Origin of the sequence: Streptomyces sp. NPDC088254, assembly GCF_044740925.1 — a bacterium.
Lineage (GTDB): Bacteria > Actinomycetota > Actinomycetes > Streptomycetales > Streptomycetaceae > Streptomyces.
Genome location: NZ_JBIURQ010000003.1, coordinates 253274 through 278114, shown reverse-complemented (window position 1 = coordinate 278114; position 24841 = coordinate 253274). Strand labels below are relative to the sequence as shown.

Sequence of the window (24841 nt, the reverse complement as noted above, 5' to 3'; positions counted from 1 at the left end):
TCCGTCGGTGCTTCGAAACTCTCGCGTAACACCTCGGTCTGTCCCCGCCCAGCCCCCCGCCTACCGCCGCCGAGGGTCGTCCCCGAGAAAGCGAGCGCCGCCATGCTGGCAGCCCTGGGCTTCGCCACGATCGCCGTCATACTGCTGCTCACCATGACCCGACGCGCCTCGGTGCTGGTCGCTCTGATTGTGCTTCCGGTGCTGGCGGCGCTCATCGGGGGATTCGCGGCCGATCTGGGCGAGCTGATTCTCGGCGGGCTGTCCAAGGTGGCCCCCACCGGCATCATGATCGCCTTCGCAGTCCTGTACTTCAGCCTGATGGTGGACGCCGGGCTCTTCGATCCCCTGGTCCGCGGTCTGTTGCGCGTGGCGCGGGGCGACCCGTTGCGGATCACCGTCGCCACGGCCGTCCTCACGCTGTGCGTGGCCCTGGACGGCGACGGCGCCTCCACCTTCCTCATCACCGTTTCCGCGCTGCTGCCGGTCTACAAGAGGCTCGGTATGAACCCCCTGGTGCTGTCCGGAGTGGTCTGCCTGGGCGCGGGCGTGATGAACATGGTCCCCTGGGGTGGCCCGACCGTACGCGCCATGGCGGCGCTGAAACTGGACAGTTCCGAGGTGTTCAACCCCGTGCTGCCCGCGATGGGCTTCGGCATCGCCTGGGTGCTGGTGGCCTCGTACCTGCTCGGCCGCCGGGAGCGCAACCGTCTCGGCGCGCTGTCCCCGCGGGGCCCGGCCACGGACGTGGACAAGGGCGAGGACGAGTGGGACGACCGTGAACCCGCCGCTTCGACGACTGTCACGACTGCCGCGGCTGCCGAGTCGAGCGGGCGGACCACCACCACGACGGCCGATGGGCACGAGCGGCAGCCCCTCCGATCCCCCGGAGACGGGCCCGGCACCGTCCGGATCCCACCGCTGCCGCGTACCTGGCTGAACATCTTCAATCTCCTGCTCACCGTCGCCCTCGTGGTCTGCCTGATTCGGGAAGTGCTGCCGCTTCCGGTGCTGTTCGTCCTCGGGTTCGCGATCGCGGTGCTGGTCAACCACCCCACCTGGGAACAGCAACAGGCGCTGCTCGACAAGCACGCCAAGAGCGTGGTCCTGGTCACCACGATGATCTTCGCGGCCGGAGTCCTCACCGGAGTCCTCAGCGGCACCAAGATGCTCGACGAGATGGCCGAGGCGCTCGTCTCCGTCGTCCCCGACTCCTTCGGGTCACACCTGCCTGTCGCCGTGGCCGTCACCAGCATGCCGCTGAGCCTGCTCTTCACCCCGGACGCCTACTACTTCGGGGTGCTGCCGGTACTCGCCGAGACCGCGAACGGGTTCGGCACGGACCCGGCCGAGGTGGCCCGGGCCGCCGTCCTCGGCCAGATGACCACGGGGTTCCCGCTCAGCCCGCTCACCGCGTCCACGTTCATCCTGGTCGGCATGAGCGGTGTGTCCCTCGGCGAACATCAGCGCTTCATCTTCCGCTGGGCCTTCGCCACCACCCTCGTCATGACCGCCGGCGCCCTGGTGACCGGCGCCTTCTCCCTGTGACCGGCGTCCCGGGCCTGAGCGGAGCCTCCGCCGGTCACGGACTCCCGGCAGCCACCGCGATGCCGCTCGGGCCCACAACGTGCCGTCCGCTTCCGGGAGTCCGGAGGCGGGCGACCGGATCCACACAGAGGCACCTGGTCCGGGTGCCCCACCGACCGAGACGAGGACCCATGAGAGGGATCACCAGACGCACGGTGCTCACCGTCACGGCAGGTGCGGTCACGGCGCCGGCCGTGAGCACGGCGGCCGCCGCGGCCGCCGACACCACGACATCCACGTCCGAAGGACGACAGGCGGCCCGGAGATCCAATCCGGTTCTGCGGACGGACCTCGTCACGCGGGTGACGCCGAGGAACAACTGGCTGGTGACAGCGGTCGCCATCCAGTACTCGCATCGCATCGACTTACGCAGCGGGGCCATCCCGCCCTCCGCCTTCCAGGTGAACGCCACTGTGGGAGGGCGGACGGCGGCTCGCACGGTGACCCGGGTCTACTCCAACAACGCTGCCGAAGTGGACGACCGATCCGATCCCGGACGGCCGGGGGACCGCCTGATCGTCGAGCTCGACCCGAACGACTCCCATGCGCGGGCCGCCGGCACCGATCCCCTTCCACTCGACCGCGCCTACTCCGTCAGACAGGTCGCGGACGTGCGCACCCCGGGAGGTGAACCGGTGCTCAGGGCTGGTCCGTTCGCGAGCCGGAACAACGACATCATCACTCCCGTGGTCGACGACTTCGCCGCCGGCTCCTTCACCGACTCCGCGGGTTCTGAACTGGACTTCCGGCTGTACCGGCCCGAGGGATTCGTACGCGATCCTCACAGGCGCACGCGGTACCCGCTCGTCGTCACCCTGCACGGCGGTGGCGAAGTCGCGGACAACAACATGACCCAGCTCACGGCCAACCGCATCGCGGTCACGTTCGCCGAACCGGAACGACAGCGCCGCAACCCCGCGTTCGTCCTCTCCCCGCAGATCCCCCTGCCCCGTCCCATGGACGGACCCGACGGCACGGACTGGACCGACGCCAAGGTCCAGGCCGCGCTGATCGAACTCATCGACACCTTTGTGAGCGAGCACGCCCACAGCGTGGACACGGACCGGCTCTATGTCGTCGGCCTGTCCTCGGGCGGGCGTGGCATCTACAGCCTGCTGGCGAAGCGACCCGAGGTGTTCGCGGCGGCCCTGCCCACGGCCGGCTGGGGCGACGCGGCCGCCATGGAGGGGATCACGCACATTCCGATGTGGGCCGACCACTCCGTCGACGACCCGGTCGTCCCTTACCGGGAGGGCCGGTTCGGCAAACCCGGCACCTGGACACTGATGAACGCGCTGGAGACCGCCGGTGCACCGGTCAGCCGCGGGGAGTGGGCCAACGATCTGCCGAAGGCGCAGTTCGAGGCCCGGTCGCGGGAACTCCTGCGGCAGGCCCGGGCCGCGCGCAGTCACGTCCTGTTCACGAGCTACACGCCCGGAACGACACCGGTGAACCCGCACTTCGCATGGGCCCAGACGTACGAGAACGACGTGGTCATCGACTGGCTCTTCGAACAGTCCCGGTAGTCGGCCGCACGTGGCGGTCACCCGGTCCACCACCGTGGCGGACACCACCCGGAGATCGGCAGAAAAAGTCGCTTGCCGTCGTCCGCCGTCAGCCCGATCCGCCCTCTCACATCCGTCCATCAGAGACGAGGAGCCCGCATGGAGCTCAATCGCACATCGGTACGACGTCGCAGGACAGGCCGGTTGCGCCGCACGGCCCTGGTCGCGGGAGCGAGCGCGGTGCTCCTTGCCGCGGGCACGGTCGTGGCCCCCGGCGCCTCGGGCGCGGGCGACGCCCGGGTCACCGTCAGCGTGTCTCCCCGCGTGGCCGCCCTCATCGCCCGGATGTCACTTGACGAGAAGTTGTCCTTCGTCCACGGAGGCACCGATCCCCGTGCGCTCGGCCAGGCCGGATACATCCCCGGGGTTCCCCGCCTCGGCATCCCCGAGCTGCGGCTCACCGACGGTCCGGCGGGCGTACGGGTCAACGCGCACGCCACCGCGATGCCGGCGCCGGTCGCGCTCGCCTCGTCCTTCGACGACCGACTGGCCCGCACGTTCGGCGAGGTCGTCGGACGTGACGGCCGTGCGCTCGGCCAGGACGTCCTGCTGTCACCGATGACGAACATCATCCGGGTGCCGTACGCGGGGCGGAACTTCGAGACCTTCAGCGAGGACCCGCTGCTCAGCTCCCGCATGGTGTCCGGCGAGATCCGGGGCGTTCAGAGCCAGGGCCTGATCGCCACCGTCAAGCACTACGCGGAGAACAACCAGGAAGACAACCGCATGGGGGTGAACGTCAACGTCGACGAGCAGACCCTGCGTCAGATCGAGCTGCCCGCCTTCGAGGCCGCAGTCAAGGCCGGCGCCGGTGCGGTGATGTGCTCGTACAACTCGGTGAACGGCAGCCACGGCTGCGGCAGTCACGACCTTCTCAACTCCGTCCTCAAGGAGCAGTGGGGCTTCCAGGGCTGGGTCATGTCGGACTGGGGTGCGGCCCACGCGACGACCGACATCGTGAACGGCCTCGACCAGGAGATGCCGAGCGGCGTCTTTCTGGGCGACGAACTGAAGTCCGCGATAACGAACGGCACCATTCCGGTCTCGAAGCTGAACGACTCGGTCGCCCGCATCCTGGGCCAGATGAACAAATTCGGTCTCCTCGACGGCGCCGCGGGCCGGCGGCCCGCACGCGACCCGAAGGGCGGCGCCAAGATCGCGCAGAGGGTGGCCGAGTCCGGCTCGGTCCTGCTGAAGAACACCGGCAAGGCACTACCGCTGACCGGTAAGAACACCAGCATCGGACTCATCGGCCCGACGGCGAAGACGCCCAAGGTCACCGGCGGCGGCAGCTCCTACGTCGTACCGGACTCCGCGGCCTCGCCGCTGGCCACCATCACGCGCCGGGCCGGCCGGAACGCCACGGTGCGCTACGCGACCGGCGTCGACAACACCGGCGTCGCCATTCCCGCGACGGCCCTCAGCCCCGCCCTGCCGGTCGGCTCGGACGGCACGATCACCGTCACACCGGACGCCTCCTTCGAGCACAGCGGCACCCTCACGGTGCCGGCCGACGGCGACTACTCCTTCGCCTACGACCTTCCCGCCGCGTACGGCACGCTGAAGATCGACGGCAGCAGCGTCATCACCGGCTTCCTGGGCTCCAGCAGCGCCACGGTGCACCTCACGGCGGGAACGCACAGCTTCACGGCCGGCGCCCTCGCCATCCAGGGCGCACCGGCCAAGATCCGGCTGAACTGGGTCACCCCGCAGGCCGCGCGGGCCGCCCGGGAGCAGGCCGTGGCCCTGGCCCGCCAGGTGAAGACCCCCATCGTCTTCGCCTACGACGAGGGTACCGAGGGCTTCGACCGGAAGAACCTCTCCCTGCCGGCCGGCCAGAACGGGCTGATCTCCGCCGTCGCCGACGCCAACCCGAACACGATCGTCGTCCTCAACACGGGATCGTCGATCACCATGCCGTGGCTGTCGAAGGTCAAGGCGGTACTCGACACGTACTACCCCGGGGAAAACGGGGCGGAGGCCACCGCCCGGCTGCTCTACGGCGACGTGAACCCGTCGGGCAAGACCACGCAGACGTTCCCCGCGAGCGAGTCCGTCACACCGGTCGCCGGTGACCCGCTCAGGTACCCCGGAGTGGACAACCAGGAGAACTACTCCGAGGGCGTCTACGTGGGCTACCGCTGGTACGACAAGGAGAAGGCCGCCCCGCTGTTCCCCTTCGGCCACGGCCTGTCGTACACCTCCTTCGCCTACCGCGACCTCGCGGTCCGGCAGAGGCACGGCGAGTTGACCGTCTCGTTCACCCTGAAGAACACCGGCACCCGCGACGGTGACGAGGTCGCCCAGGTCTACGTCGGTGCGAGCCCGAAGATCACCGCGCCCCAGGCGGTGCGCTCGCTCGGCGGTTACCAGAAGGTGCGTCTGCGCGCCGGTCAGTCGAAGACCGTACGCATTCGGGTCGACGCACAGCAGTTGAAGTACTGGAACTCGTCCTCCCACTCCTGGGTGCTCGGCACCGGGCACCGGGAGGTGTGGGTCGGCTCCTCGTCACGGACGCTCCCCCTGCACGGCGGCGTCGACGTCACCCGCTGACCGTCCGGCTCGCAACATCGGCCGGGTGACGAGCGGCGTCTGATGCCGGGCCGGCCCCGGCCCGGCTCCCTGCCCCCACCAGCAAGGGTGCCGGCCGCACCGACGTGGCCGGCACCCGGCCAGAGAGGTCCCATCCATGACTGCCAGCAGAATCCGTACTGTCCTGGGCGGCGCGTTGGTCATGTCCCTGGCCGTCGTCGGGCTGCTGCCCGCGACGGCGTCCGCGAGTGCGCCGACCGTGGTACCCACCGACAAGGGCGCCGTGCGCGGCGCCACCTCGAGCGGCGTCGAGAGGTTCCTCGGCATCCCCTACGCGGCGGCGCCCACCGGCGCCCTGCGCTGGAAACCGCCGCGGCCCGCGGCGCGGTGGACCGGCGTTCGGGAGGCGGCCGGCTTCGGCGATCCCTGCCCCGTACTGCCCAGCGGCAACGGACCGCGCAGCGAGACCGAGGACTGCCTCGACGTCAACGTGTGGCGGCCGTCGGGTGTGCGGGCCGGCGCCCGTCTTCCGGTGCACGTCTTCATCCACGGCGGTGGCCTGACCAACGGCAGCGGCTCGCAGAACGACGAGTCGAAGCTCGTCAAGGAGACGGGTGTCATCGGCGTCTCGCTCAACTACCGGCTCGGCGCCTTCGGCTTCCTCGGCCTGCCCGCCCTCACCCAGGAGGGCGGCGAGTCCGGCAACTACGGGTTCATGGACCAGCAGGCCGCGCTGCGCTGGGTGCAGCGCAACATCGCCGCTTTCGGCGGGGACCCCGGTGAGGTCACCATCGACGGCGAGTCCGCGGGCGGCTGGTCCGTCTGCGGCCATCTGGTGTCGCCGGGCTCGCGCGGGCTGTTCACCCGCGCCATGATCCAGAGCGGCTCCTGCCCCAGCGGGCCGCAGACCCGGGCGGAGGCCGCCGGGACGGCGTTCGCCCGGCAGGCGGGCTGCGACGGCCCGGCCCGGGCGGCCGTCCTCGACTGTCTGCGGTCGGCTCCGGCGGGTACGCTCCTCGACGCGAGCCGGACCTTCTCGGCCGGCTTCGTGGACGGGACCCCGACGTTCCCGACCAAGGTGGGCGAGGCGCTGGACAGCGGGGAGTTCACCCGCGTGCCCGTGGTCGTCGGCGCCACCCGTGACGAGGGCCGCACCTTCGCCGCGGGCTACACAGGCGCGGGCAAGGAGGCCTACCTGGCCTTCGTCCAGGGCATCGCCGGCGCCCGCGCCGAAGAGGTCCTCGCCCGTTACCCCTGGCCCGACACGTCCGACCGGTACACCGCGGCGTACCTCATCGGCGGGATCATGACCGACTCGGGGATGATCGCGGGGATCGGCGGGTGTGGGCTCCGCTCGCTCGCCCGGACCCTCGAGCGGTACACCCCCACCTACGCGTACGAGTTCGACCACCGGACCGGCCCCGGCCTTACGCAGATCCCCGGCTACGTCTGGGGGGCCGGCCACGCCGCGGAACTCGCCTACATCTGGCCCAGCTTCAACAACGGCACGCCCATCGCCCCGCTGTTCAACGCCGACGAGCGCCGGCTCGCCCGCGAGATGACGCGGTACTGGGGCGCGTTCACGAAGACCGGCCGTCCGTCCGTCGCCGGGCAGACGGCCTGGCCCGGCTATCACAGGGGCAAGGGTCTGATGCTGTCGCTGCGGGCGGGGGGCAGGAGTGCCCTGATCGACGACGACCGGTACTCGACGCAACACCAGTGCGCGTTCTGGGACACCATGCCGGGCACACAGCACCTCTGAGCAGGTCGGGGGCCGGCAGAACGGAGCATCAGCCACCGCGCCGGTCCCCGACCCTGCTCAGGGAGCGTCAGGGAGCGTCAGGGAGCGTCAGGGAGCGTCAGGGAGCGTCAGGGACCAGGGCGACTTCGGGGACGGCCAGCTGGTCCTCGGGTACGACCGCCTCAGACGGCGGGAAGTGACTGCTCCGCCCAGATGATCTTGCCGTTGGTGGTCTGGCGGGCGCCCCAGCCCTGGGTGAGTTGAGCGACGAGAAGCAGCCCGCGCCCCCCTTCGTCGAAGGTCCGAGCCCGGCGCAGGTGGGGCGCGGTGGTGCTGCCGTCGGAGACTTCGCAGATGAGGTTCCGGTCGTGGATCAGTCTCAGTTCGATGGGCGGCCGGCCGTACCGGACAGCGTTGGTGACCAGTTCACTGACCACCAGCTCGGTGACGAACACGGCATCGTCCAGGCCCCACTCCGACAACTGCCGGCCCGCGTTCTTGCGTGCCTCGGCGACCGCGGCGGGGTCCGAGGGCACTTCCCAGGTGGCCACCTGGGAGGCGTCGAGGGCGCGGGTGCGGGCCACGAGGAGCGCCACGTCGTCGGAGGGGCGGTCCGTGAGCATGGTGCCCAGCAGAGCGTCGCAGGTGGCCTCCAGATCGTGGTCGGGTCCTCGCAGCACCTCGCGAAGGGCGGCGAGCCCTTCGTCGATGTCACGGCCGCGGGCCTCGACGAGCCCGTCGGTGAAGAGGACGAGCAGACTGCCCTCATCCAGTTCCAGCTCGGTGGACTCGAAGGGAAGACCGCCCAGCCCGAGGGGAGGGCCCGCGGGAACGTCGATGAACTCGACCGCGCCGTCCGGAGTCACCTGCGCGGGCACAGGGTGGCCCGCCCGGGCGACGGTGCAGTGACGGGAGACCGGGTCGTAGACGGCGTACAGGCAGGTGGCGCCGATGTCGCCGTCGGCCGAGGCCATGGCGTCGCCTCCGCCGGCCAGGTGGTCGACCAGGTCGTCGAGGTGGGCCAGTAGCTCGTCGGGCGGGAGGTCGACATCGGCCAGCGTGCGCACGGCGGTGCGCAGCCGCCCCATGGTTGCCGAGGCCTGGATGCCGTGGCCTACGACGTCTCCCACCACGAGAGCGACCCGGGCACCGGACAGCGGAATCACGTCGAACCAGTCGCCGCCGACTCCGGTCCGGGCGCTGGCGGGCAGGTAGCGGGAGGCGACGTCCAGGGCCACCTGCTCGGGCAGTCCTTGCGGCAGCAGGCTGCTCTGCAAGGTGAGAGAGATGTCCCGTTCACGGGTGTAGCGACGGGCGTTGTCGATGCACACTGCGGCGCGGGCGGTGATTTCTTCGCCCAGCAGCAGGTCGTCCTGCTCGAAGAGCTTGGGCTGCCGGTGACGGGAGAACGTGGCCACTCCCAAGGTGAGGCCACGAGCACGCATCGGCACCGCCAGTACCGAGTGGAACCCGAACCGTCGCATGCGTTCGGCCCGCTGCGGGGCAGTCCGGTCCAGATCCTCCAGGGCGGCGGGCGTGACGTGCTCGATGAATGGCCTGCCGGCAGCCAGGCACTTCGCCGCGGTGGATCTTTCCGGGTAGGCCGCCACCGTCCCGCGCGGCACCACGGTTTCGGGAGAGCCCTCCAGGACCGACTGGTAGGCGACGCGCCGCAGCCTCACCGGACCGCGCGGAGGGCCCTGCGGAGGATCGTCACCTCCCTCGATCGCCGGCAGGAGATCGACCGTGACGAAGTCCGCGAACCGCGGGACGGCGACGTCGGCGAGTTCCTGAGCGGTGCGGGGCAGGTCGAGAGTGCTGCCGATGCGCAGGCTGGCGTCGTTGAGCAGCACCAGCCGCTGCCGCGCGAGGTGCTGTTCCGTTATGTCGTGTGCCGAAAGCAGCACACCTTCCAGTCGTCCGTCGGAGTCCGCCACGGGGGTCAGGGACACCGACCACACGCTCTCGCGCTCATGGCCTGCGAGGTGGAGCGCGGCCCCGAGCTCCTGGCGACGACCGGTCTCCAGGACGGTCCGCATGCCCTCCTCGGTCCGTTCGCTCTCCGGGTCGAGGACGATCTCCGTCACCCGCAGCCCGCGCATCTCCTCTTCGGACAGGCCCATCACGCGTTCCATGTCCGCGTTCGCCCAGCGCAGCCGCAGTCCGGTGTCGTAGAGGGCCATCGTGTACGGGGACTGGGCAAAACTCCGCCCCAGGAACGTGTCGTCCTCAGGTGTCGGCGCCGGCCGGCTCACCGGTGACACCAGCAGCCAGCTGCCGTCTTCGTTCCAGCGGTGCGCCAGCAGTCCGACGGTGAGGCGGTGCCCGTCACGGTGCACCAGCGTCACCGTCCCACTCCATCTCCGAAAGCCCGTCGATGAACTCAGCACCTCATGGGGAGCGGCGCACCCGAACAACGCGGCAGCATTCCGGCCGACAACCTCGGGGGCCCGGTAACCGAGCAGCCGCCGCGCGCCTTCGTTCCACGCGGCCACGACACCGCGACCGTCGACGACGGCCCTTGCCGTGGCTGCTTCGTCGACCGTCTGCCTGGGAGCACATGAACCCAAACCGCACCTCATCTCCACATATCATGACAATAGAAAATAAGAGTGCCGGATAAACAATCTTCCCCCCACGGCAGGACGGCGACGACCCGGACGGAGGACGGCGCCCATGACTGTCAACGGCGAGAGCTGGCCGAACCAGGCCAGGTGGACCGGGAAGGTCTACAGCGCGGGGTGGCGCGAGTCCGAGGGCGGCACGCGACAAGTGACCGAACCGGCCACGGGGCATACGCTGGCCGAGGTCGGCGTCGCCTCCCCGGCGGACGTCGCTCGGGCCGGTGCACGGGCTGCCCGAGCTGCCGGGGCCTGGGCCGCAGAAGCTCCTTCCGATCGGGTCGAGGTCCTGCTCCGCACATCCGCTGCCCTGCGTGCGCACAGCGATGCGATCCGCGACTGGATCGTCCGGGAATCGGCCGGCGTCCCCGCCAAGGGCGACTACGAGATCAACGCCGGCCTTGCTCAACTGACCCACGCCGTCGGACTCGCCTTCCTGCCCCGGGGCGAGGTGCTGGCCGCCCAAGCCAACGGTGAGGTGAGTCTGACGTGGCGGGTGCCGATCGGCGTCGTCGGTGTCATCAACCCGTGGAACGCGCCGTTCCTGTTCGCTCTACGCGTGCTGGCACCCGCCCTCGCACTGGGCAACGCCGTGTTGCTCAAGCCCGACCCGCTCACCCCGGTGTCCGGGGGCGTCCTCGTCGCGCGGCTCTTCGAGGAGGCGGGGCTGCCCGAAGGCGTGCTGCACGTCCTGCCTGGCGACGCGCAGACCGGGCGGGCAGTCGCGGCGGATCCTCATGTCGCCATGGTCTCCTTCACCGGTTCCACCGAGGCCGGACGTGAGGTGGCCCGTGTGGCGAGCCAGGGGCTGAAGCGGATCTCCCTGGAACTCGGCGGCAAGAACTCGATCATCGTGCTCGACGACGCGGACATCGAGGCAGCCGCCCTGGCCGGAGCCGCGAGCACTTTCGGATACCAGGGACAGGCGTGCGTCGCCGCCGGGCGCCACGTGGTCCACGCCGACCTGGTCGAGGCCTACAGCGATGCGCTGGTCAGGTATGCGCAGAGCATGCGTATCGGTGACCCCCGCGCCGAGGGCGTCGCCCTCGGCCCGGTCATCAGCGAGCGTCAGGCCGCCAGGATCGAGCACATCGTCGACGAGAGCGTGGCCGACGGGGCACGGCTGCTCACAGGCGGCCGACGCGACGGGCTCTTCTACCCGCCGACCGTCCTCGACCACGTCGGCCGAGCCATGCCCGCATACACCGAGGAGATCTTCGGTCCCGTCGCCCCTGTCCTTTCCTTTCACAGTGAGACGGAGGCCATCGAGATCGCCAACGACACCGAATACGGTCTGACGGCTGCCGTGCACTCCGGATCCGTACCGAGGGCGACCGCTGTCGCCGAGCGGTTGCACACCGGCATGGTCCACATCAACGACGTCTGCGCCAAGGACGCCGCGAACGCCCCCTTCGGCGGCATGGGAATCTCCGGCAACGGCTCCCGCGTCGGAGGCACTGCCGGCCTGGAGCAGTTCACCCAGTGGCGCTGGATGACGGCGCCCGGGCAGATGTGACATCCGCTCCCGGCACCGAGCAGGCGCTGTCTCCCTGCAGTGGGACGTCCTACCTGCGAAAAGGTTGCCGGCCTGGGGCGGCGCAAGGTGGTGAGTGGCTGAGTGCTTCGCGGACGCCCTTGGCGGCCCGGTCGCGGTCCTTGCGGCAGGCCGCGAGAGGGGCCTCTACTCGCCCACGCCCAGCAGGGAGAGGAACGCGGTGGCCGCCGGGGGCGGGGTGGAGTGGCTCCAGATGAGGCGTTCCACTCGTACCGGGCCGTCGGTGACCCGTACGCAGCGCAGGCCGTGCAGTTCGGGGGTGAAGGTCGCGGGCAGCAGGGCGATGCCCAGGCCGTGGCGGACCATCCGGACCATCAGCTCCACGCCGGACACCTCGAACGCGACCTCGCGCCGCAGGCCCGCCGCCGCGAACGCCCGGTCCGACTGGGCGCGGGCGGCGCTGCCGTCGGCGAAGTCCACGAACACCTCGTCGGCGAGGAGGCGCAGGTCCACCTCGTCGTGCGAGGCCAGCGGGTGGTCCGGGGCGACCACCGCGACATGCCGGCCCTGGCCGAGTTCCCTGTCGTGGACGCCCCGTGGGACGAACCCGGGCTGTACGCCGAGGAACGCCGCGTCCAGTGCGCCTTCGCGTACCTGCTCGACGAGTTGCTCGCTGGAGCCCGCCCGGAGACTGAACCGGACGTGCGGGTAGCGCCGGCGGTAGTTCCGGATCACATCCGGCAGGTCGACGGCCGCCACGGTGGGGATCGACCCGACGGCCAGTCTGCCGCGTATCTCGCCGGTGGCCGCCGCCACCTCCGCCCGGGCCCGCTCGGCCGCCTCCAGGGCCTGGCGGGCGGCGGGCAGGAACGCCTCCCCGGCCGCGGTCAGCCGCACCCGGCGGCTGGTCCGCTCGAACAGCCTGGCCCCCAACTCCTTTTCCAGCCGCGCCACTTGATGGCTGAGCGCGGACTGGACGACGTGGCATCGCTCGGCGGCGCGGGTGAAGTTGGCGGTCTCCGCCACCGCGAGGACGTAGCGCATCTGCTGGAGATCCATGGATCCATCGTGGAACGCGATGAATCGCATGACAAACACGCGTTGGACTCATGGATGCCTGCCCGGGGATGCTCGGAGCAGGAGACGTCGACCGGGCCCGGCGGCGGCCGGACCCCCTGAGGAGAACCCCCATGCGCGTGATCGCCTTCGACCATCTCGTCCTCAACGTCGCGGACATCGAACGCTCGCTCGCCTTCTACACCGGCCCGCTCGGCCTGGAGCCCGTGCGGGTGGATGAGTGGCGGGACGGCAAGGCCCCGTTCCCGTCCGTGCGGGTGAGCCCCACGACGATCATCGACCTCGTCCAGACGCCGGCCGGGCAGGCGGAGGGCTCCAACGTCGATCACATCTGCCTGGTCGTCGAGCCGCTCGACTGGCAGGACGTCATCGACTCCGGCGTCTTCACCGTGCTCGACGGCCCCGGCGAGCGCTTCGGCGCCCGGGGCACCGCGCTCTCCCTCTACGTGCAGGACCCGGACGGCAACACCGTCGAACTGCGCTGGTACCCGCCGGAGGTCTGAGAGCCGTCTGTGGCTGCATCGCCCCGGGGCCGACGACGACTCCGTGTCCGGGAGGGTGCCCTGGTGATCACCCCGGTCGTCTGCCACGCTTGAGGCCGAATCAGTCGGTGTGCCGGGAGATGCCTGTGCCGAACGGACGCACGTGCACCGCACGTGATCTCGACAACGCCGCTCTGGAACTTCTGCGTGCCACCCGAGATGTGCGCAAAGCTCGCCGCGACGAGGCGACGCAGGTTGATTCGGACCGGCGTCGTCCGCAAAGACGCCGGCGGCGCGTCGTCGTGAGGCGTGCGCCTGGCCGGCTCGAGGAGGCCGTCGAAGGCCTCATGCGCTGCCTCGGCTTCCCTCCGTCCACCGCCGCGGACGACCGGACGGTGGCGGCGGAGGAACTGGACCGCGACCGCTTGGCCGACGACTGCGTGCGCCTGGCCATCTGCTTGCGTTCCGGCGTGTGGCGGTTCGCCTTTCCCGAAGGCGACCCCGGCGACCCCGGCGGGCTCCGAGGGGACGGAGAGCCCCTTGCGCCGGACGAAGACCTTCCCGCTGCCCGGGCCGAGCTGAGGGCCTGGGGCTATGCGGGCCCTCACCTGGAGAGTCTCGCCCTGCACGTGGTGGCGGGGCACGGTATTCCCGGCATCGGCGCACTGACCGGCATGCTGGCCGAAGGTGTCGTCAAGAGCCGGCAGGAAGAGGTCGACTCCCTGCTGGCGACCGTCCGTCGAGGGTTCGGCCGGGCGGCTCCCGCACGCCCGGACAGCGCCGTCGGCTCGCCCCGTCCCGACCCGCCACGCCCGGGGGAGCCGACCATGGGAGGTCCCGGCGGTCTCGGCGGCTGAGCGGGGTGCGCGGCCGGTGCGGGCGCGGAGTGCGGGGATGGGGCGCGACGTCTGGGCGCGCGGGGGGCGGGTAGACGGGTCGCGGATGAGGAGGTCTCGTGAATCTGGCACGGGGATCGAGCGACGACAGCGGCAGCCTGCTCTGGGGGCTGGGCGCCATCGCGCTCTACGCGCTGATCAGTTACGGCCTGGACTACCGGGCGCGCGCCCGGCGCGGCTCCCGGCATCCGGCGCGCGACGCGCTGCACGACCTCAAGGACCGCGAGGAGCCGCAGTCGCCGCGGCACCGGATCGTCAGCCGCGTGATCATGATCGGCGGAGGGGTGCTCACCGGCCTCGTCGCCTACACGACCAGCGGGACCCTGAGGGCCGTGACGGCCGGGCTGACCGCCGTGGTGGCGGTGACGGCGTGGGCGTACTACGACCATCGCACCGAGATACGCGACTCGGCCGGGTGAGGACAGCGGCGGCAACAGCGTTTACCGTCAGTGCAGTTGACGGGCGCCACCGTGCGCCCGTCAGTCGCCGGGGCCCGGGTCGGGACGCACGGCCTCGGCGATCCCGGCGCGCGCCGCCTCCAGTTGGGCGGCGAACGCGATGCCGAGGAACAGGGCCACACCCGTCAGGTTGGCCCACAGCAGCAGCGCCACGAAGGCCGTCAGCGGCCCGTACACCGCGCCGAACGCCCCGCTCTCCGCGACGTACAGCGCCAGCATCCAGGTGGCCGCGACCCACAGCACCAGATGCACCGCCGAACCGAACGCCAGCCAGGTGTAACCGGGTTGGGCCCGGCGCGGGGCCCAGCGGAAGATCACCGCGGAGCCGACCCAGGCGAGCAGCACACCGAGCGGGACCCTCAGCGCACCCCACCAGTCGAGGTGGGACCGCGACAGCCGGAGGGCCTCGACGACCGCGTTCCCGACGGCGTCCCCCGCGACGAGGACCAGGAAACCGGCGACCGTCGGCATGCCCGCGGCCAGTGAAAGCAGCAGGGAGCGGCCGTACTTGGCGAGGAACGGGCGGTCGCGCTCGATACCGTAGATACGGTTGGCGCCCCGCTCCACCTGCCCCATCGCCGAGGCCAGGTTCAGCAGGGCGAAGCCCAGCCCCAGCCACATCGCGACGGCGCTGCCGACGCCCGAGCCGGCACTGTGCGCGGCGGCGCCGAGCGCCTCCTCGACCAGCCGGGAGCTCGCGCCCGGGACGATCCGGCCGAGGGTGAGTTCGACGATCCGGCCCACGCTCTCGGTGTGCGCGGCGGTGGCCACGCCGACCAGCGCGATGGTGAACGGCACCATGCCCAGGACCACTTGGAACGCGAGCGAGCGGGAGCTGCTGAAGCCGTCGGCGTAACGGAACCGCGCGAACGCGTCCAGCAGCAGCCGGCGGCCGCCGTAGCGCCGGAGGGCGGTGAGCGCCTCGTCGCCGGAGAGTTCCTCCCCGATCATGTCCCGCGTCTGCGGGACATGCACAACGGTCCCCATGCCGCCCCCGTTCGGTTCCGGTTCCTAGAACGGCATGTGCCCGCGCGCGCGGCGACCGGCCGAGCCGCTGCGGCTCACCGCGCGGGAGCTGCTGTTGAACGGCTTGCTGAACAGCTTGCCCAGTACGCCGGGCGCCTTGCCGCCGGCGCGCGCGCCGAGGCCGAGGGAGCGCTGCGTACCGCGCTCGGGGTGGCGGGACAGGCGCGGGACGAGGAAGGCCAGCACGGCCAGGACCACACAGACGCCGATGACGACGGCGACCACCATGAGTCGGCTCCTTCGTACGAGGGGATTGCACGGTCACCGACACGTGTGCCCCGTCTCCTCGCGCCTAAGGGCCCCTGAAGACTCCGGCCGCCCTGAAAGAAGTCGGGGTGCTGTTCCCGTCCGCGTCACACCGTGTCGCGAAGCGCGCCCCAGGTCTCGCGGTCCACGACGCCGTCGGCCTCCAGTCCCCGGTCGCCCTGGAAGCCGCGCACCGCGCTCTCCGTGTCGGGGCCGAAGACGCCGTCCGCGCCGTCGCCGCCGAGGTCGTAGCCGCGCCGGATGAGCATGCACTGCACCTGGACCACGCGTTTGCCGCTGTCCCCCGGGCCGGTGCGCTTCTTGCCCGCGTAGTGGGTGCAGTCCGAGATCCAGGGCGAGCCCGTCGGCCCGGGGGCGGTGCTGCTCGGGGAAGGCTCGGCCGAGCCGCTCGGCTCGGCGGAAGCGCCGGGCCGGCCGGCCGGGGTGGAGGAGGCCGCTGGGCGGTCGTCGCCGGCGGGGGCGGAGCTCACGGGCGGCGCGGCGCCGGGCCCGGTGCGGTCGCCCGCGTTCCGGCGGGTCGCGCCCCCGGCGGACACCCCGGGCGACGGAACGGCCCGCGGAGAGGAGGGGGCCTCTTCGACGACGGTCCCGGAGGAGCGTGAGGAGGCGGACGGGCCCGACCCCGGGCGATGGGCGGTGGTGGAGGCGTCCTGGCGGGTGAGGACGAAGGCTCCCGTGGCCACGACGCACAGCGTGACGCCGACGGCCGTGGCCAGCACCGGCTTGCGCCGTGTCCAGGCGGGGGCACCCGCCGGGCGTAAGCGGGGCGCGGGCCAGGCGGGCGTCTGTGCCCGCGGTGCGTCCTGCCGGGCGGCTTCCCGGTCCTCCGGTACGGCCGGTGTGCTCGCCGGCGTCGCCGTCGCGGCGGCGGTGGCGGGAGCCGTCCGGTGGAGGCCGGTCCGTCGTTCCGCGGCGAGGCGGTGCAACGTCTCGTAGGCGCGCTGCCGGGCGAGCACCCGGCCGGCCAGCGGCTCGGGCCAGTCCGGCGGACCGGTGTGCGCCGCGGCCGCCTCGACCAGTTGCCGCGGAGTGGGGCGCCGCTCGGGCTCCTTGGCCAGGCACGCGGTCAGCAGCGCGCCGAGCGCCGCGTCCGCCGAGGCGATGGCGCCGATCAGCTCCGGGTCCGGCTCCTCGAACGCCACCCGGTGCATCACGTCGACGCCCGTGCCGTCGCCGAACGGGGCGTGCCCGGCCGCCGCGTAGACCAGGGTCCCGGCCAGGGAGAACACGTCCGACGCGGTGTCCGACCGGCCCGTCCTGAGGTGTTCCGGGGACATGTAGGCGGGGGTGCCCACCCGGTTGCCCGTGCCGGTGATCGAACTCGCGTCCACGGCCTTGGAGATGCCGAAGTCGATCACATGCGCGCCGCGGACGGACAGCAGCACGTTGGACGGTTTCAGATCCCGGTGCACGATCCCGGCGGCGGCGAGGTCGGTGAGCGCGCGCCCCAGCTCGGCGGTCAGCCGCCAGACCGTCGCCGGGGCGAGGGCGCCGTGCTCACGCACGACGTCCGCGAGGTCGGGTCCGGGGACGTACTCGGTGGCCATCCACAGCAGTTCGTCGCGGAAACCCGTGCCACACAGCCTCGGCGTGTGCGGGGTACGCAGCCGCGCGTGCACCGAGGCCTCACGCTCGAACCGGCGCCGGAACCTGACGTCCTCGGCGTACTCCGGCCTGATCACCTTCACGGCCACCAGACCGGGGCTGCCGTCCAGGGGACGGGCCAGATAGACCCGTCCCATGCCGCCGCTGCCGAGCAGGGCCAGCGGAACGAAGGGGCCCACCTCGGCGGGGTCGCCGACGCGCAGGGGGGAGGCGCCGGTCTCTCGCAGGGCGGCGGCCTCGACCGTCGCCGGTTCCGGCGGCGCCGGCCGTCGTTCTGCCACGGAACCCCCGAAGTGACCCGAAGTAATGTGCGCCGTACGCCAGTTCGCCCTGAAGGAGACGAGGCTAACCCAGCACCGGCGTCTGCGTCAGCCGCCCACGTACCAGCTGAATCCGCCGTTGCTGGCGGCGACGGCCAGCAGCACCAGCCAGAGGACCACGTCGACGACACCCAGGACGATGCCGGCCTTCGCCATCCCGGCGCCGTTGCGCGTGCCGGCCTGCCGCATGGCGACCGAGCCGAAGACGATGGCCAGCGGGCCCAGGACGATGTTGAGGAGGAACAGGCCGATGATGCCGCAGCACAGGCTCGCGATCGCCATGCCGTTGGTGCGCGATCCGGAGGACGCGGTGGAGGAACTTCCGTAACTCGACATTGCATACTCCCAATTGACGGTGGCGCGGCCCGAACCGGTCGCGCTGTACTTGCCTTTCGCTGACACTCCGAATGCCCCTTTGGTGCCGGGCCATGTCAACGCACCGTCAGATCAAGTGCTTTGGTCGAGCGCGCCCTCCGGGAGCGCGGGTGCGGCTACTTGCCGACGGGCTTGCCGCCTCCCCACGCCCAGGCGAGCCGGTCGGCGCCGGACCGGTTGGTCGTCTCCAGCCAGGGGCGGGACGGGGGACCGACCAGCTTCTGGATCGAGTAGATGTCGTCGGTGCGCAGGCCCGGCCAGTAGACGGAGCCCATCTTCAGCTCGCGGAAGGTGTCGGTGACGGCCTGGATGAAGTTGACGTAATTGTCGTCCGGGGTGGCCTTGTCGTAGTTCAGGCCGGTGGTCATCGGGGCCCCGAACTCGTCCGCGACCGTGCGGTTCGCGCAGTCGCCGATGCGCACCTTGAGGTCGGCCACCCACTGGTCGTAGGTGGCGTAGTCCTTCCAGAAGCCGTAGTGGTGCAGCGACAGGTAGGTGCCCTTGAGGCGCGGGTCTGCGCAGACGGTGGTGACGTGGTCGTTGTAGCCGGCGCCGCTGACGAACACCCGGTTGCGCGGCACGGACTTGTAGGTGTCGAGCCACTTCGCGGCGATGTCCGCCCACTGGGCGTCGGTGTAGCCGTGCGGCTCGTTCATCGGCTCGAAGTAGACGCGCTTGTCGTCCTTGTACTCCTTGACGACGGTCTTCCACATCGGCCAGTAGGTCGCCTCGTCGTCGATGAAGCCGTCCTTGCGGGGGCCGGTGCCCTCCCAGTAGGACACGATCACCTTGAAGCCCTGGTCGGACGCCGCGTCGATGACACCGCGGTACGACTTCCAGTACGCGCCGTTCACCGTGTACGGGTTGATCGGCAGCCGTACGGTGTTGGCGCCCAGGTTGGCGCGGAACGCGGCGATGACGCGGGTCGCCTTGGCGTAGGTCTGACGGTAGGTGTCGGTCGTCGACAGGCCGGAGAGCTGGAGGAGATCGTCGGCGAAGTTGTCCCGGGGGTCGGCCCAGTTGACGCCCTTGAACTGGGTGGTGTCCTGGGTGGGCCGGGCGGCGGCGGAGGCGGGCGCGCCGGCGAGCATGCTGCCGCCGACGGCGGCCAGGGCGACGGCGACGAGGGCGGCTCTCGTGCGCGGCGCGCGGGAGGGGGCGGCGGTGGGGGTGGGATGAACCGCGGGGGGAGTGCGCATCAGCTGGGCCTTCCGGGGCTGGGGCTGGGAGCTGGGGGGAGGGGGGCGGTCGGGAACCGAGGGGCACGGAGTGGGGGGAAGGTGGCCGTGAGGGGAGCGGACAGATCCGGCATGTTTACGTGAACATTGCGATGCGAGGGCCGAATGTTTACGTAAACATCGCGGCGCCGGAATCGTGGCACCCGCCCGGGTGATCGTCAAGGTTTCCCGCGCGTGACATCCGCCCCGGGAGTGTCCGGCGCGGGAGTGCCAGAATGGACCCGCCGATTCATCGATCCACCGATCCACCCGGGGTTTCTCGTGTCGAAGTCCGTGGCCCGCGAGCCGTTGCGGAGCAACGCGCGGTCCAACCGGGCGCGCATCCTCGCCACCGCCCGCCGGGAGCTCGGCCGCGATCCGGACGTCACCCTGGAAGAACTGGCGAAGGCCGCCGGCGTCGTACGGCGGACGCTGTTCGGGCACTTCCCCGGGCGGGCCGCGCTCCTGGAGGCGCTCGCGGAGGAGGCCGCCGAGACCCTGCGGAGCACGGTGGCGGCGGCGTCACGGCCGGACGAGCCCGCCGACCGGGCGCTGGCGTACTTCGCGTTCTCGATCTGGCCGGTGGGCGACCGCTACCGGATGCTCCTGACGCTCGCCCGGCGCGACCTGGGCGCGGAGCGGGTGGCGGAGATCCTCGCGGTGGCCCGCGACGAGATCACCGCCGTCCTGGAGCGCGGCCAGCGGGACGGCGTCTTCCCGGCACACCTCCCGGCGCCCGTTCTGAGCGCGGGCCTGGAGGCCATGAGCGTCGCCCTGCTGGAGCAGGTCAACACGGGTGCCTGGGAAGACGACGGCACCCGCCTCGCGGTGGCCACGCTGGTGGCGGCGGGGGTGCCGGAGGAGCGGGCGGCGAGGGTGGTGGCGGAGGTCGTCTCCGCGTAGCACGAGGGCGGGCGCTGCCGGTTGATGTGACGCCGGGTGCCCTCGCCGGGCGGGGCCTCGCCGGGCGGGGTCCCCCGTGCGGGCGGTTCCCTGACCTTCCTGGCGCGCCCCCTGAAGCGTCACCGCCCCCCATGCACCGGCGCACGCCTCCCCTCCCCACCCGCCAGGTGTCCCTCACGCCTGCCCACCCGGCACCCCTCTCCACCTCCCCTTCTCCCATCTCCGCCCCTGCGGCGGGGTGTTGGGACCTTCCGGTGTCACCGTCCGTTCGCCCGGCCGTCCGTAATCGGGCGGGGTGTCCGGGGCCGGGTGGGGCACACGGGTCATGGCCGCTGAAGCTCGCGTCGGCCTTATTTGCACGTGAGTGAGCAAGAACCTAAGCTGCACGCCGATGGGCAATTAACTCGTTCGCTAGGAGCACCTCATGCCGTCCCTCGCCGGCACACCCGAAGAGAAGACGACCCGCCCGTACCCCCGCCGCTGGTGGGCACTGCTCGTGCTCTGCCTGAGCCTGCTGATCGTGGTCATGGCGAACACCTCGCTGATCGTGGCCGCCCCAGCGATGACCGCCGACCTGGGGCTGAGCAGCAGCGACCTGCAGTGGGTCATCGACGGCTACACCGTCCCGTACGCCGCGCTGATGCTGGTGCTGGGGGCGATCGGCGACAAGTACAGCCGCCGGGGCGCGCTGGTCACGGGGCTCGTGCTGTTCGCCGGCGGGTCGGTCATGGGCAGCCTGGTGGACCGCACGGAGCTGGTCATAGCGGCCCGCGCCGTCATGGGCGTCGGCGCGGCCGTGGTGATGCCGGCGACGCTGTCCCTGCTCGTGGCGATCTTCCCCCGCGAGGAGCGGGCCAGGGCCATCACCGCCTGGACCGCGACCTCCGGTCTCGCCATCGCCGTGGGACCGCTCGTCGCAGGATGGCTGCTGAAGGACCACGCCTGGGGCTCGACCTTCCTGATCAACGTACCGATCGCCGTCGTCGCCGTGCTGGGTGCGCTGACGCTGGTCCCGCCGTCCAAGGCGGCCGGCATGGGCCGTATCGACTACGTCGGCGGCCTGCTGTCCATCGTCTCCGTCGGCTCCCTCGTCTACGCGACGATCGAGGGCCCGCACTTCGGCTGGGGCGTCGGCCCGGTCGCCGCCGCGGTCGTCGCCGGCGTGGGTCTCGCGGCCTTCGTGGCCTGGGAGTTGCGTCACCCGCGGCCCATGCTGGACGTGCGCAGGTTCGCACAGCGTCCCTTCAGCGGCTCGATGCTCGCCGTGCTGTTCTTCTTCTTCGGCACCTTCGGCGCGATCTACTACTCGACGCAGTTCCTGCAGTTCGTCCTCGGTTACGACGCCCTGGAGACCGGGGTCCGGCTGCTGCCGCTGGCCGGCGCTGTCTTCGCCGGAGCCGTCGCCACCGGGCGGCTGACGCCGAGGCTGGGCGTGAAGGCGATGGTCGGCTCCGGCATGGTCGTCGGCACCGTCGGCGTCCTGCTGCTCACCCGGATCGACACGGGCTCCGCGTACACCGACTTCCTGGCGCCGATGCTGCTGCTGGGCTTCGCCATCGGGCTGAGCGTGTCCCCGGCGACGGACACCATCATGGGCTCCTTCCCGGAGAGCGAACTCGGCGTCGGCGGCGGCGCGAACGACACCGCGCTGGAACTCGGCGGCTCGCTCGGCATCGCCGTACTCGGCTCGCTGCTCGGCACGGCCTACCGGGACGAGTTGACCGACCTCGTCGGAGGCCGGCTCCCGGCGGCGGCGATGCAGGCGGCGCAGGACTCGGTCGGCGGCGGCCTCGCGGTCGCCCAGCGGATCGCCCAGGACCCGTCCGGCGGCCCCCGTCAGGCCCAGGCCCTCGCGGACGCCGTCCACGAGGCCTTCGCCCACGGCGTCGCCCAGACCAGCCTGATCGGCGGCGTCATCATGGCCGCCGGCACCCTGATCGTCCTGGCCGTACTGCCCGGCCACCGCGCAACGGTCGCGGATCACCCGGCACCGGATGCGGGTGAAACCACCCGCGAGGCCGCCGCTGAGAACGTGGATCCCGAGAACCGGGCCGAGCCGAACGAGGCCGAGGCGACCCCGGCCGTGCCGACGCGACGGCGCTAGCGTCACCGCCGATGGATTGAGCGAACAGCAACTGGGCGATCCGGTCGATGAGTTGGCCGGATCGCCCTTGACCTCAAGTCCAGTTGAGTTCCTACGGTCGATCTTGTCGAAACGACACAGACCAGCGACAGGGATTCCGGCCATGGAGTACTCGCACAGCGACAACGACCTGATCAAGCAGCCCATCGGCTACCGGGATTCATTCGCAGTGCTCCGGCCTTCAGGCCGGGGGTGAAGCGAATCTCGTCGTGGCGACGCGGAGCGTCGCGGTGTTGTGCCGGCGGAGCCGGGCAGTGCACGGCAGGTGACATCTCGCGCATATGTTCCCGGTGACAGTGGGGGGTTCGAGCTTTCCAGGGTGATCGTCATGCAGCTCCGGTACGCCTTCAGGTTGTACCCCGACGCCGCTCAGCAGGCCGCGCTGGCCAGGGCGTTCGGGTGCGCGCGTGTCGTGTTCAACGACGCCGTGCGTGCCCGTGAAGACGCCCGGAAGGCCGAGCAGCGGTTCCCGACGGCCGGTCAGCTGTCCCGGAAGCTGATCACCGAGGCGAAGCAGACGAAGGAGCGGTCCTGGCTGGGTGAGGTCTCCGCGGTGGTGCTCCAGCAGTCCCTGCGGGACGCCGAGAAGGCGTACCGCAACTTCTTCGCCTCCCTCAAGGGCACCCGTAAGGGACCGAGGGTGGGAGCGCCACGGTTCAAGTCCCGTAAGGACAAGCGTCAGTCGATCCGTTTCACCGCCAACGCCCGTTGGAACATCACCGACAGTGGCCGGCTGAACCTGCCGAAGATCGGCGCGGTGAAGGTGAAGTGGTCCCGCACCCTGCCCGCCGTCCCCACCTCCGTCACCGTCATCAAGGACGCGGCCGGCAGGTACTTCGCCTCCTTCGTCATCGACACCGACCCCGCCGCCGACCAGGCGCGGATGCCAGAGACCGACCGCACCATCGGCATCGATCTCGGCCTCACTCACTTCGCGGTCGTCTCCGACGGCACGAAGATCGACTCCCCGCGCTTCCTCCGCCGCGCGGAGAAGAAACTGAAGAAGGCCCAGAAGGAACTGTCCCGCAAGCAGAAGGGATCTAAGAACCGCGCCAAGGCCCGCCTCCAGGTCGCCCGCGCCCACGCCGGAGTCGCTGACGCACGCCGTGAGTTCCACCACCAGCTCTCCACGAGACTGATCTGCGAGAACCAAGGGATCGCCGTGGAGGACCTGTCGGTTGCGGGACTGGCCCGCACGAAGCTGGCCAAGTCCGTGCATGATGCCGGATGGGCGTCGTTCGTCAGCATGCTGGAGTACAAAGCGGAACGGTACGGCCGCACCCTGGTCAGGATCGGCCGGTTCACACCGACATCTCAGACCTGCTCCACCTGCGGCGTCAAGGACGGACCCAAACCCCTGAACGTGCGGGAATGGACCTGCACCGCCTGCGGCACCGTCCACGACCGGGACACCAACGCCGCGATCAACGTGAAGACGGCCGCCGGACTGGCGGTATCGGCCTGCGGAGCGCCGGTAAGACCAGGAGCAGTCCCGGCACAGCGCGAAGAAACAGGAAGCCACGGATTCCCGACCGGAAACCGTGTCGTGTAGCGGCACAGCAGACCGGTAGAGAAGGCCAGAATCCTCGCCCTTCAGGGCGAGGAGCATGTCAATGGAGTTGGGCGGCCTACAAGGCCGTCGTCGCCCGTGCCCGGGCCGCCCTCGCCGGGATCGGGACCACCCAACCGCAGTGGTGGGTTCTCGCCAATTGGCGAGCGCCGACACCGTGAAGACCCGTGACGAAGTGTCCCGGCTCCTTCGGAACTACCTCGACATCGGCTCGGAAACCATGGAGTCGGAGATCGACACGACCATCGTCCAGGGCTGGATCACCGAGGACGCCGAGGGGCACCTGGGCCTCACGGCCGAGGGCAGGGCGTTCCACGACAAGGCCGCGGCCCTGCAGCGCGAGCTCTGGGCGGAACGGCATGCGGGTGTCTCCGACGAGGAGTACCTGATCACCCTCAAGGTGCTGCAGCGGTTCATCCACAACACGGGCGGACGGGCCTGGCACCACTAGCTAAGCTCATTATGAAAGATCAGTATGGGGCGACAGCCGAAGTTGGTCGCAGGGCAGTGAAGCGGGGTTCCTGCCTTTGGCGGCGGAACTCAGGTGAGGTCGAAGGTGACGCTCACGGAGCCGTTCCAGTCCGATGCCTCCATGAGTGTGAGGGCTCCATCCTTTGCCTCGACGACTCGCACCGTGATCCTGCCGCGATCCTCACCGGGAAACGCAACGGAGAAGTGGGGATCCATCTCCATGAGGAAGTCCCAGCCCTCGCGCTGGGTCGTGTCGAGTGCATTGGCATGCCGACCGGTTGCTTGCCACTTGCCGGCCGCGTCGACAGTGACGGTGACGTCGATGTCGTACATCTCAAGGCACGTCGAGTGATTAGCCCACCATTCGAGGCGGGCTCGAGCCACGAATCGATTCATGACGACACTATGCACGGCTCATAGGCCAGACGGGCTAGTTTGTGCGGCTGCCGGTCGTCGTGGGTCAGGTCGTCGAGAGTGAGCTGCATGGGACAGA

The 24841-nt window shown here is 70.7% G+C and carries 19 protein-coding genes and 1 pseudogene; 12 read left to right on the top strand and 8 right to left on the bottom strand.

Features of this window, described 5'->3' with window-relative positions:
* Positions 1-102 precede the first annotated feature (102 nt).
* The 4 genes from ACIOC0_RS11780 (at position 103) to ACIOC0_RS11765 (ending at position 7443) form a co-directional block, all read left to right on the top strand.
* Positions 103-1545, top strand: a complete 1443-nt coding sequence (locus ACIOC0_RS11780) for a CitMHS family transporter (protein ID WP_402154801.1) — start codon at positions 103-105, stop codon at positions 1543-1545.
* A 170-nt stretch (positions 1546-1715) separates the two neighbouring features.
* Positions 1716-3110, top strand: coding sequence for a prolyl oligopeptidase family serine peptidase (locus ACIOC0_RS11775; protein ID WP_402154799.1), 1395 nt, complete (start codon positions 1716-1718; stop codon positions 3108-3110).
* Between the two features lie 138 nt (positions 3111-3248).
* Positions 3249-5702: a glycoside hydrolase family 3 C-terminal domain-containing protein gene (locus ACIOC0_RS11770; protein ID WP_402154797.1), complete on the top strand. Its 2454-nt coding sequence runs from the start codon at positions 3249-3251 to the stop codon at positions 5700-5702.
* Between the two features lie 136 nt (positions 5703-5838).
* Positions 5839-7443, top strand: coding sequence for a carboxylesterase/lipase family protein (locus ACIOC0_RS11765; protein WP_402154795.1), 1605 nt, complete (start codon positions 5839-5841; stop codon positions 7441-7443).
* Between the two features lie 161 nt (positions 7444-7604).
* On the opposite strand, the gene ACIOC0_RS11760 is transcribed toward ACIOC0_RS11765, so the two are convergent.
* Positions 7605-10004: a SpoIIE family protein phosphatase gene (locus ACIOC0_RS11760; protein WP_402154793.1), complete on the bottom strand. Its 2400-nt coding sequence runs from the start codon at positions 10002-10004 to the stop codon at positions 7605-7607.
* 94 nt (positions 10005-10098) lie between these two features.
* Here ACIOC0_RS11760 and ACIOC0_RS11755 point away from each other — a divergent pair, with 94 nt between their 5' ends.
* Positions 10099-11559, top strand: coding sequence for an aldehyde dehydrogenase family protein (locus tag ACIOC0_RS11755; RefSeq protein ID WP_402154791.1), 1461 nt, complete (start codon positions 10099-10101; stop codon positions 11557-11559).
* A gap of 165 nt (positions 11560-11724) precedes the next feature.
* Here ACIOC0_RS11755 and ACIOC0_RS11750 read toward each other — a convergent pair whose 3' ends face one another.
* Complete coding sequence (locus ACIOC0_RS11750; protein ID WP_402154788.1) at positions 11725-12597, bottom strand: LysR family transcriptional regulator; 873 nt, start codon at positions 12595-12597, stop codon at positions 11725-11727.
* Between the two features lie 131 nt (positions 12598-12728).
* Here ACIOC0_RS11750 and ACIOC0_RS11745 point away from each other — a divergent pair, with 131 nt between their 5' ends.
* From ACIOC0_RS11745 to ACIOC0_RS11735, 3 genes are all read left to right on the top strand, one after another.
* Positions 12729-13118 (top strand): VOC family protein, encoded by a 390-nt coding sequence (locus ACIOC0_RS11745; RefSeq protein WP_402154786.1) that lies wholly within the window; start codon positions 12729-12731, stop codon positions 13116-13118.
* A gap of 281 nt (positions 13119-13399) precedes the next feature.
* Positions 13400-13954 (top strand): hypothetical protein, encoded by a 555-nt coding sequence (locus ACIOC0_RS11740; protein WP_402154784.1) that lies wholly within the window; start codon positions 13400-13402, stop codon positions 13952-13954.
* Between the two features lie 98 nt (positions 13955-14052).
* A complete protein-coding gene (locus tag ACIOC0_RS11735; protein WP_402154782.1) occupies positions 14053-14412 on the top strand; it encodes a hypothetical protein in 360 nt (119 codons plus the stop codon).
* Positions 14413-14472: 60 nt separating this feature from the next.
* Here ACIOC0_RS11735 and ACIOC0_RS11730 read toward each other — a convergent pair whose 3' ends face one another.
* The 5 genes from ACIOC0_RS11730 to ACIOC0_RS11710 all read right to left on the bottom strand — a co-directional run bounded on the left by ACIOC0_RS11730 (position 14473) and on the right by ACIOC0_RS11710 (position 19243).
* Entirely contained in the window at positions 14473-15438 is a 966-nt protein-coding gene (locus tag ACIOC0_RS11730; RefSeq protein ID WP_402154780.1) for a YihY/virulence factor BrkB family protein, read from the bottom strand.
* Positions 15439-15462: 24 nt separating this feature from the next.
* Positions 15463-15705, bottom strand: coding sequence for a DUF6411 family protein (locus ACIOC0_RS11725; RefSeq protein WP_402154777.1), 243 nt, complete (start codon positions 15703-15705; stop codon positions 15463-15465).
* Positions 15706-15830: 125 nt separating this feature from the next.
* Complete coding sequence (locus ACIOC0_RS11720) at positions 15831-17630, bottom strand: protein kinase (protein ID WP_402154775.1); 1800 nt, start codon at positions 17628-17630, stop codon at positions 15831-15833.
* 87 nt (positions 17631-17717) lie between these two features.
* Complete coding sequence (locus tag ACIOC0_RS11715; protein ID WP_352245003.1) at positions 17718-18005, bottom strand: DUF4190 domain-containing protein; 288 nt, start codon at positions 18003-18005, stop codon at positions 17718-17720.
* Positions 18006-18160: 155 nt separating this feature from the next.
* On the bottom strand, positions 18161-19243 hold the full coding sequence (locus ACIOC0_RS11710) for a glycoside hydrolase family 5 protein (RefSeq protein WP_402154773.1): 1083 nt from the start codon (positions 19241-19243) through the stop codon (positions 18161-18163).
* A 300-nt stretch (positions 19244-19543) separates the two neighbouring features.
* On the opposite strand from ACIOC0_RS11710, the gene ACIOC0_RS11705 reads away from it, so the two are divergent.
* The 4 genes and pseudogenes from ACIOC0_RS11705 to ACIOC0_RS11690 all read left to right on the top strand — a co-directional run.
* Positions 19544-20164, top strand: coding sequence for a TetR/AcrR family transcriptional regulator (locus ACIOC0_RS11705; RefSeq protein ID WP_402154771.1), 621 nt, complete (start codon positions 19544-19546; stop codon positions 20162-20164).
* A 424-nt stretch (positions 20165-20588) separates the two neighbouring features.
* Entirely contained in the window at positions 20589-22268 is a 1680-nt protein-coding gene (locus ACIOC0_RS11700; protein WP_402154769.1) for an MFS transporter, read from the top strand.
* Positions 22269-22635: 367 nt separating this feature from the next.
* Positions 22636-23859 (top strand): RNA-guided endonuclease InsQ/TnpB family protein, encoded by a 1224-nt coding sequence (locus ACIOC0_RS11695; RefSeq protein WP_402154767.1) that lies wholly within the window; start codon positions 22636-22638, stop codon positions 23857-23859.
* A 62-nt stretch (positions 23860-23921) separates the two neighbouring features.
* A pseudogene (locus ACIOC0_RS11690) lies at positions 23922-24328 on the top strand (MarR family transcriptional regulator); the annotation flags it as partial.
* Positions 24329-24417: 89 nt separating this feature from the next.
* Here ACIOC0_RS11690 and ACIOC0_RS11685 read toward each other — a convergent pair.
* Positions 24418-24681 carry a hypothetical protein gene (locus tag ACIOC0_RS11685; RefSeq protein WP_400024115.1) on the bottom strand — a complete coding sequence of 88 codons (264 nt, stop codon included), beginning with the start codon at positions 24679-24681 and terminating at the stop codon, positions 24418-24420.
* Between the last annotated feature and the right edge of the window lie 160 nt (positions 24682-24841).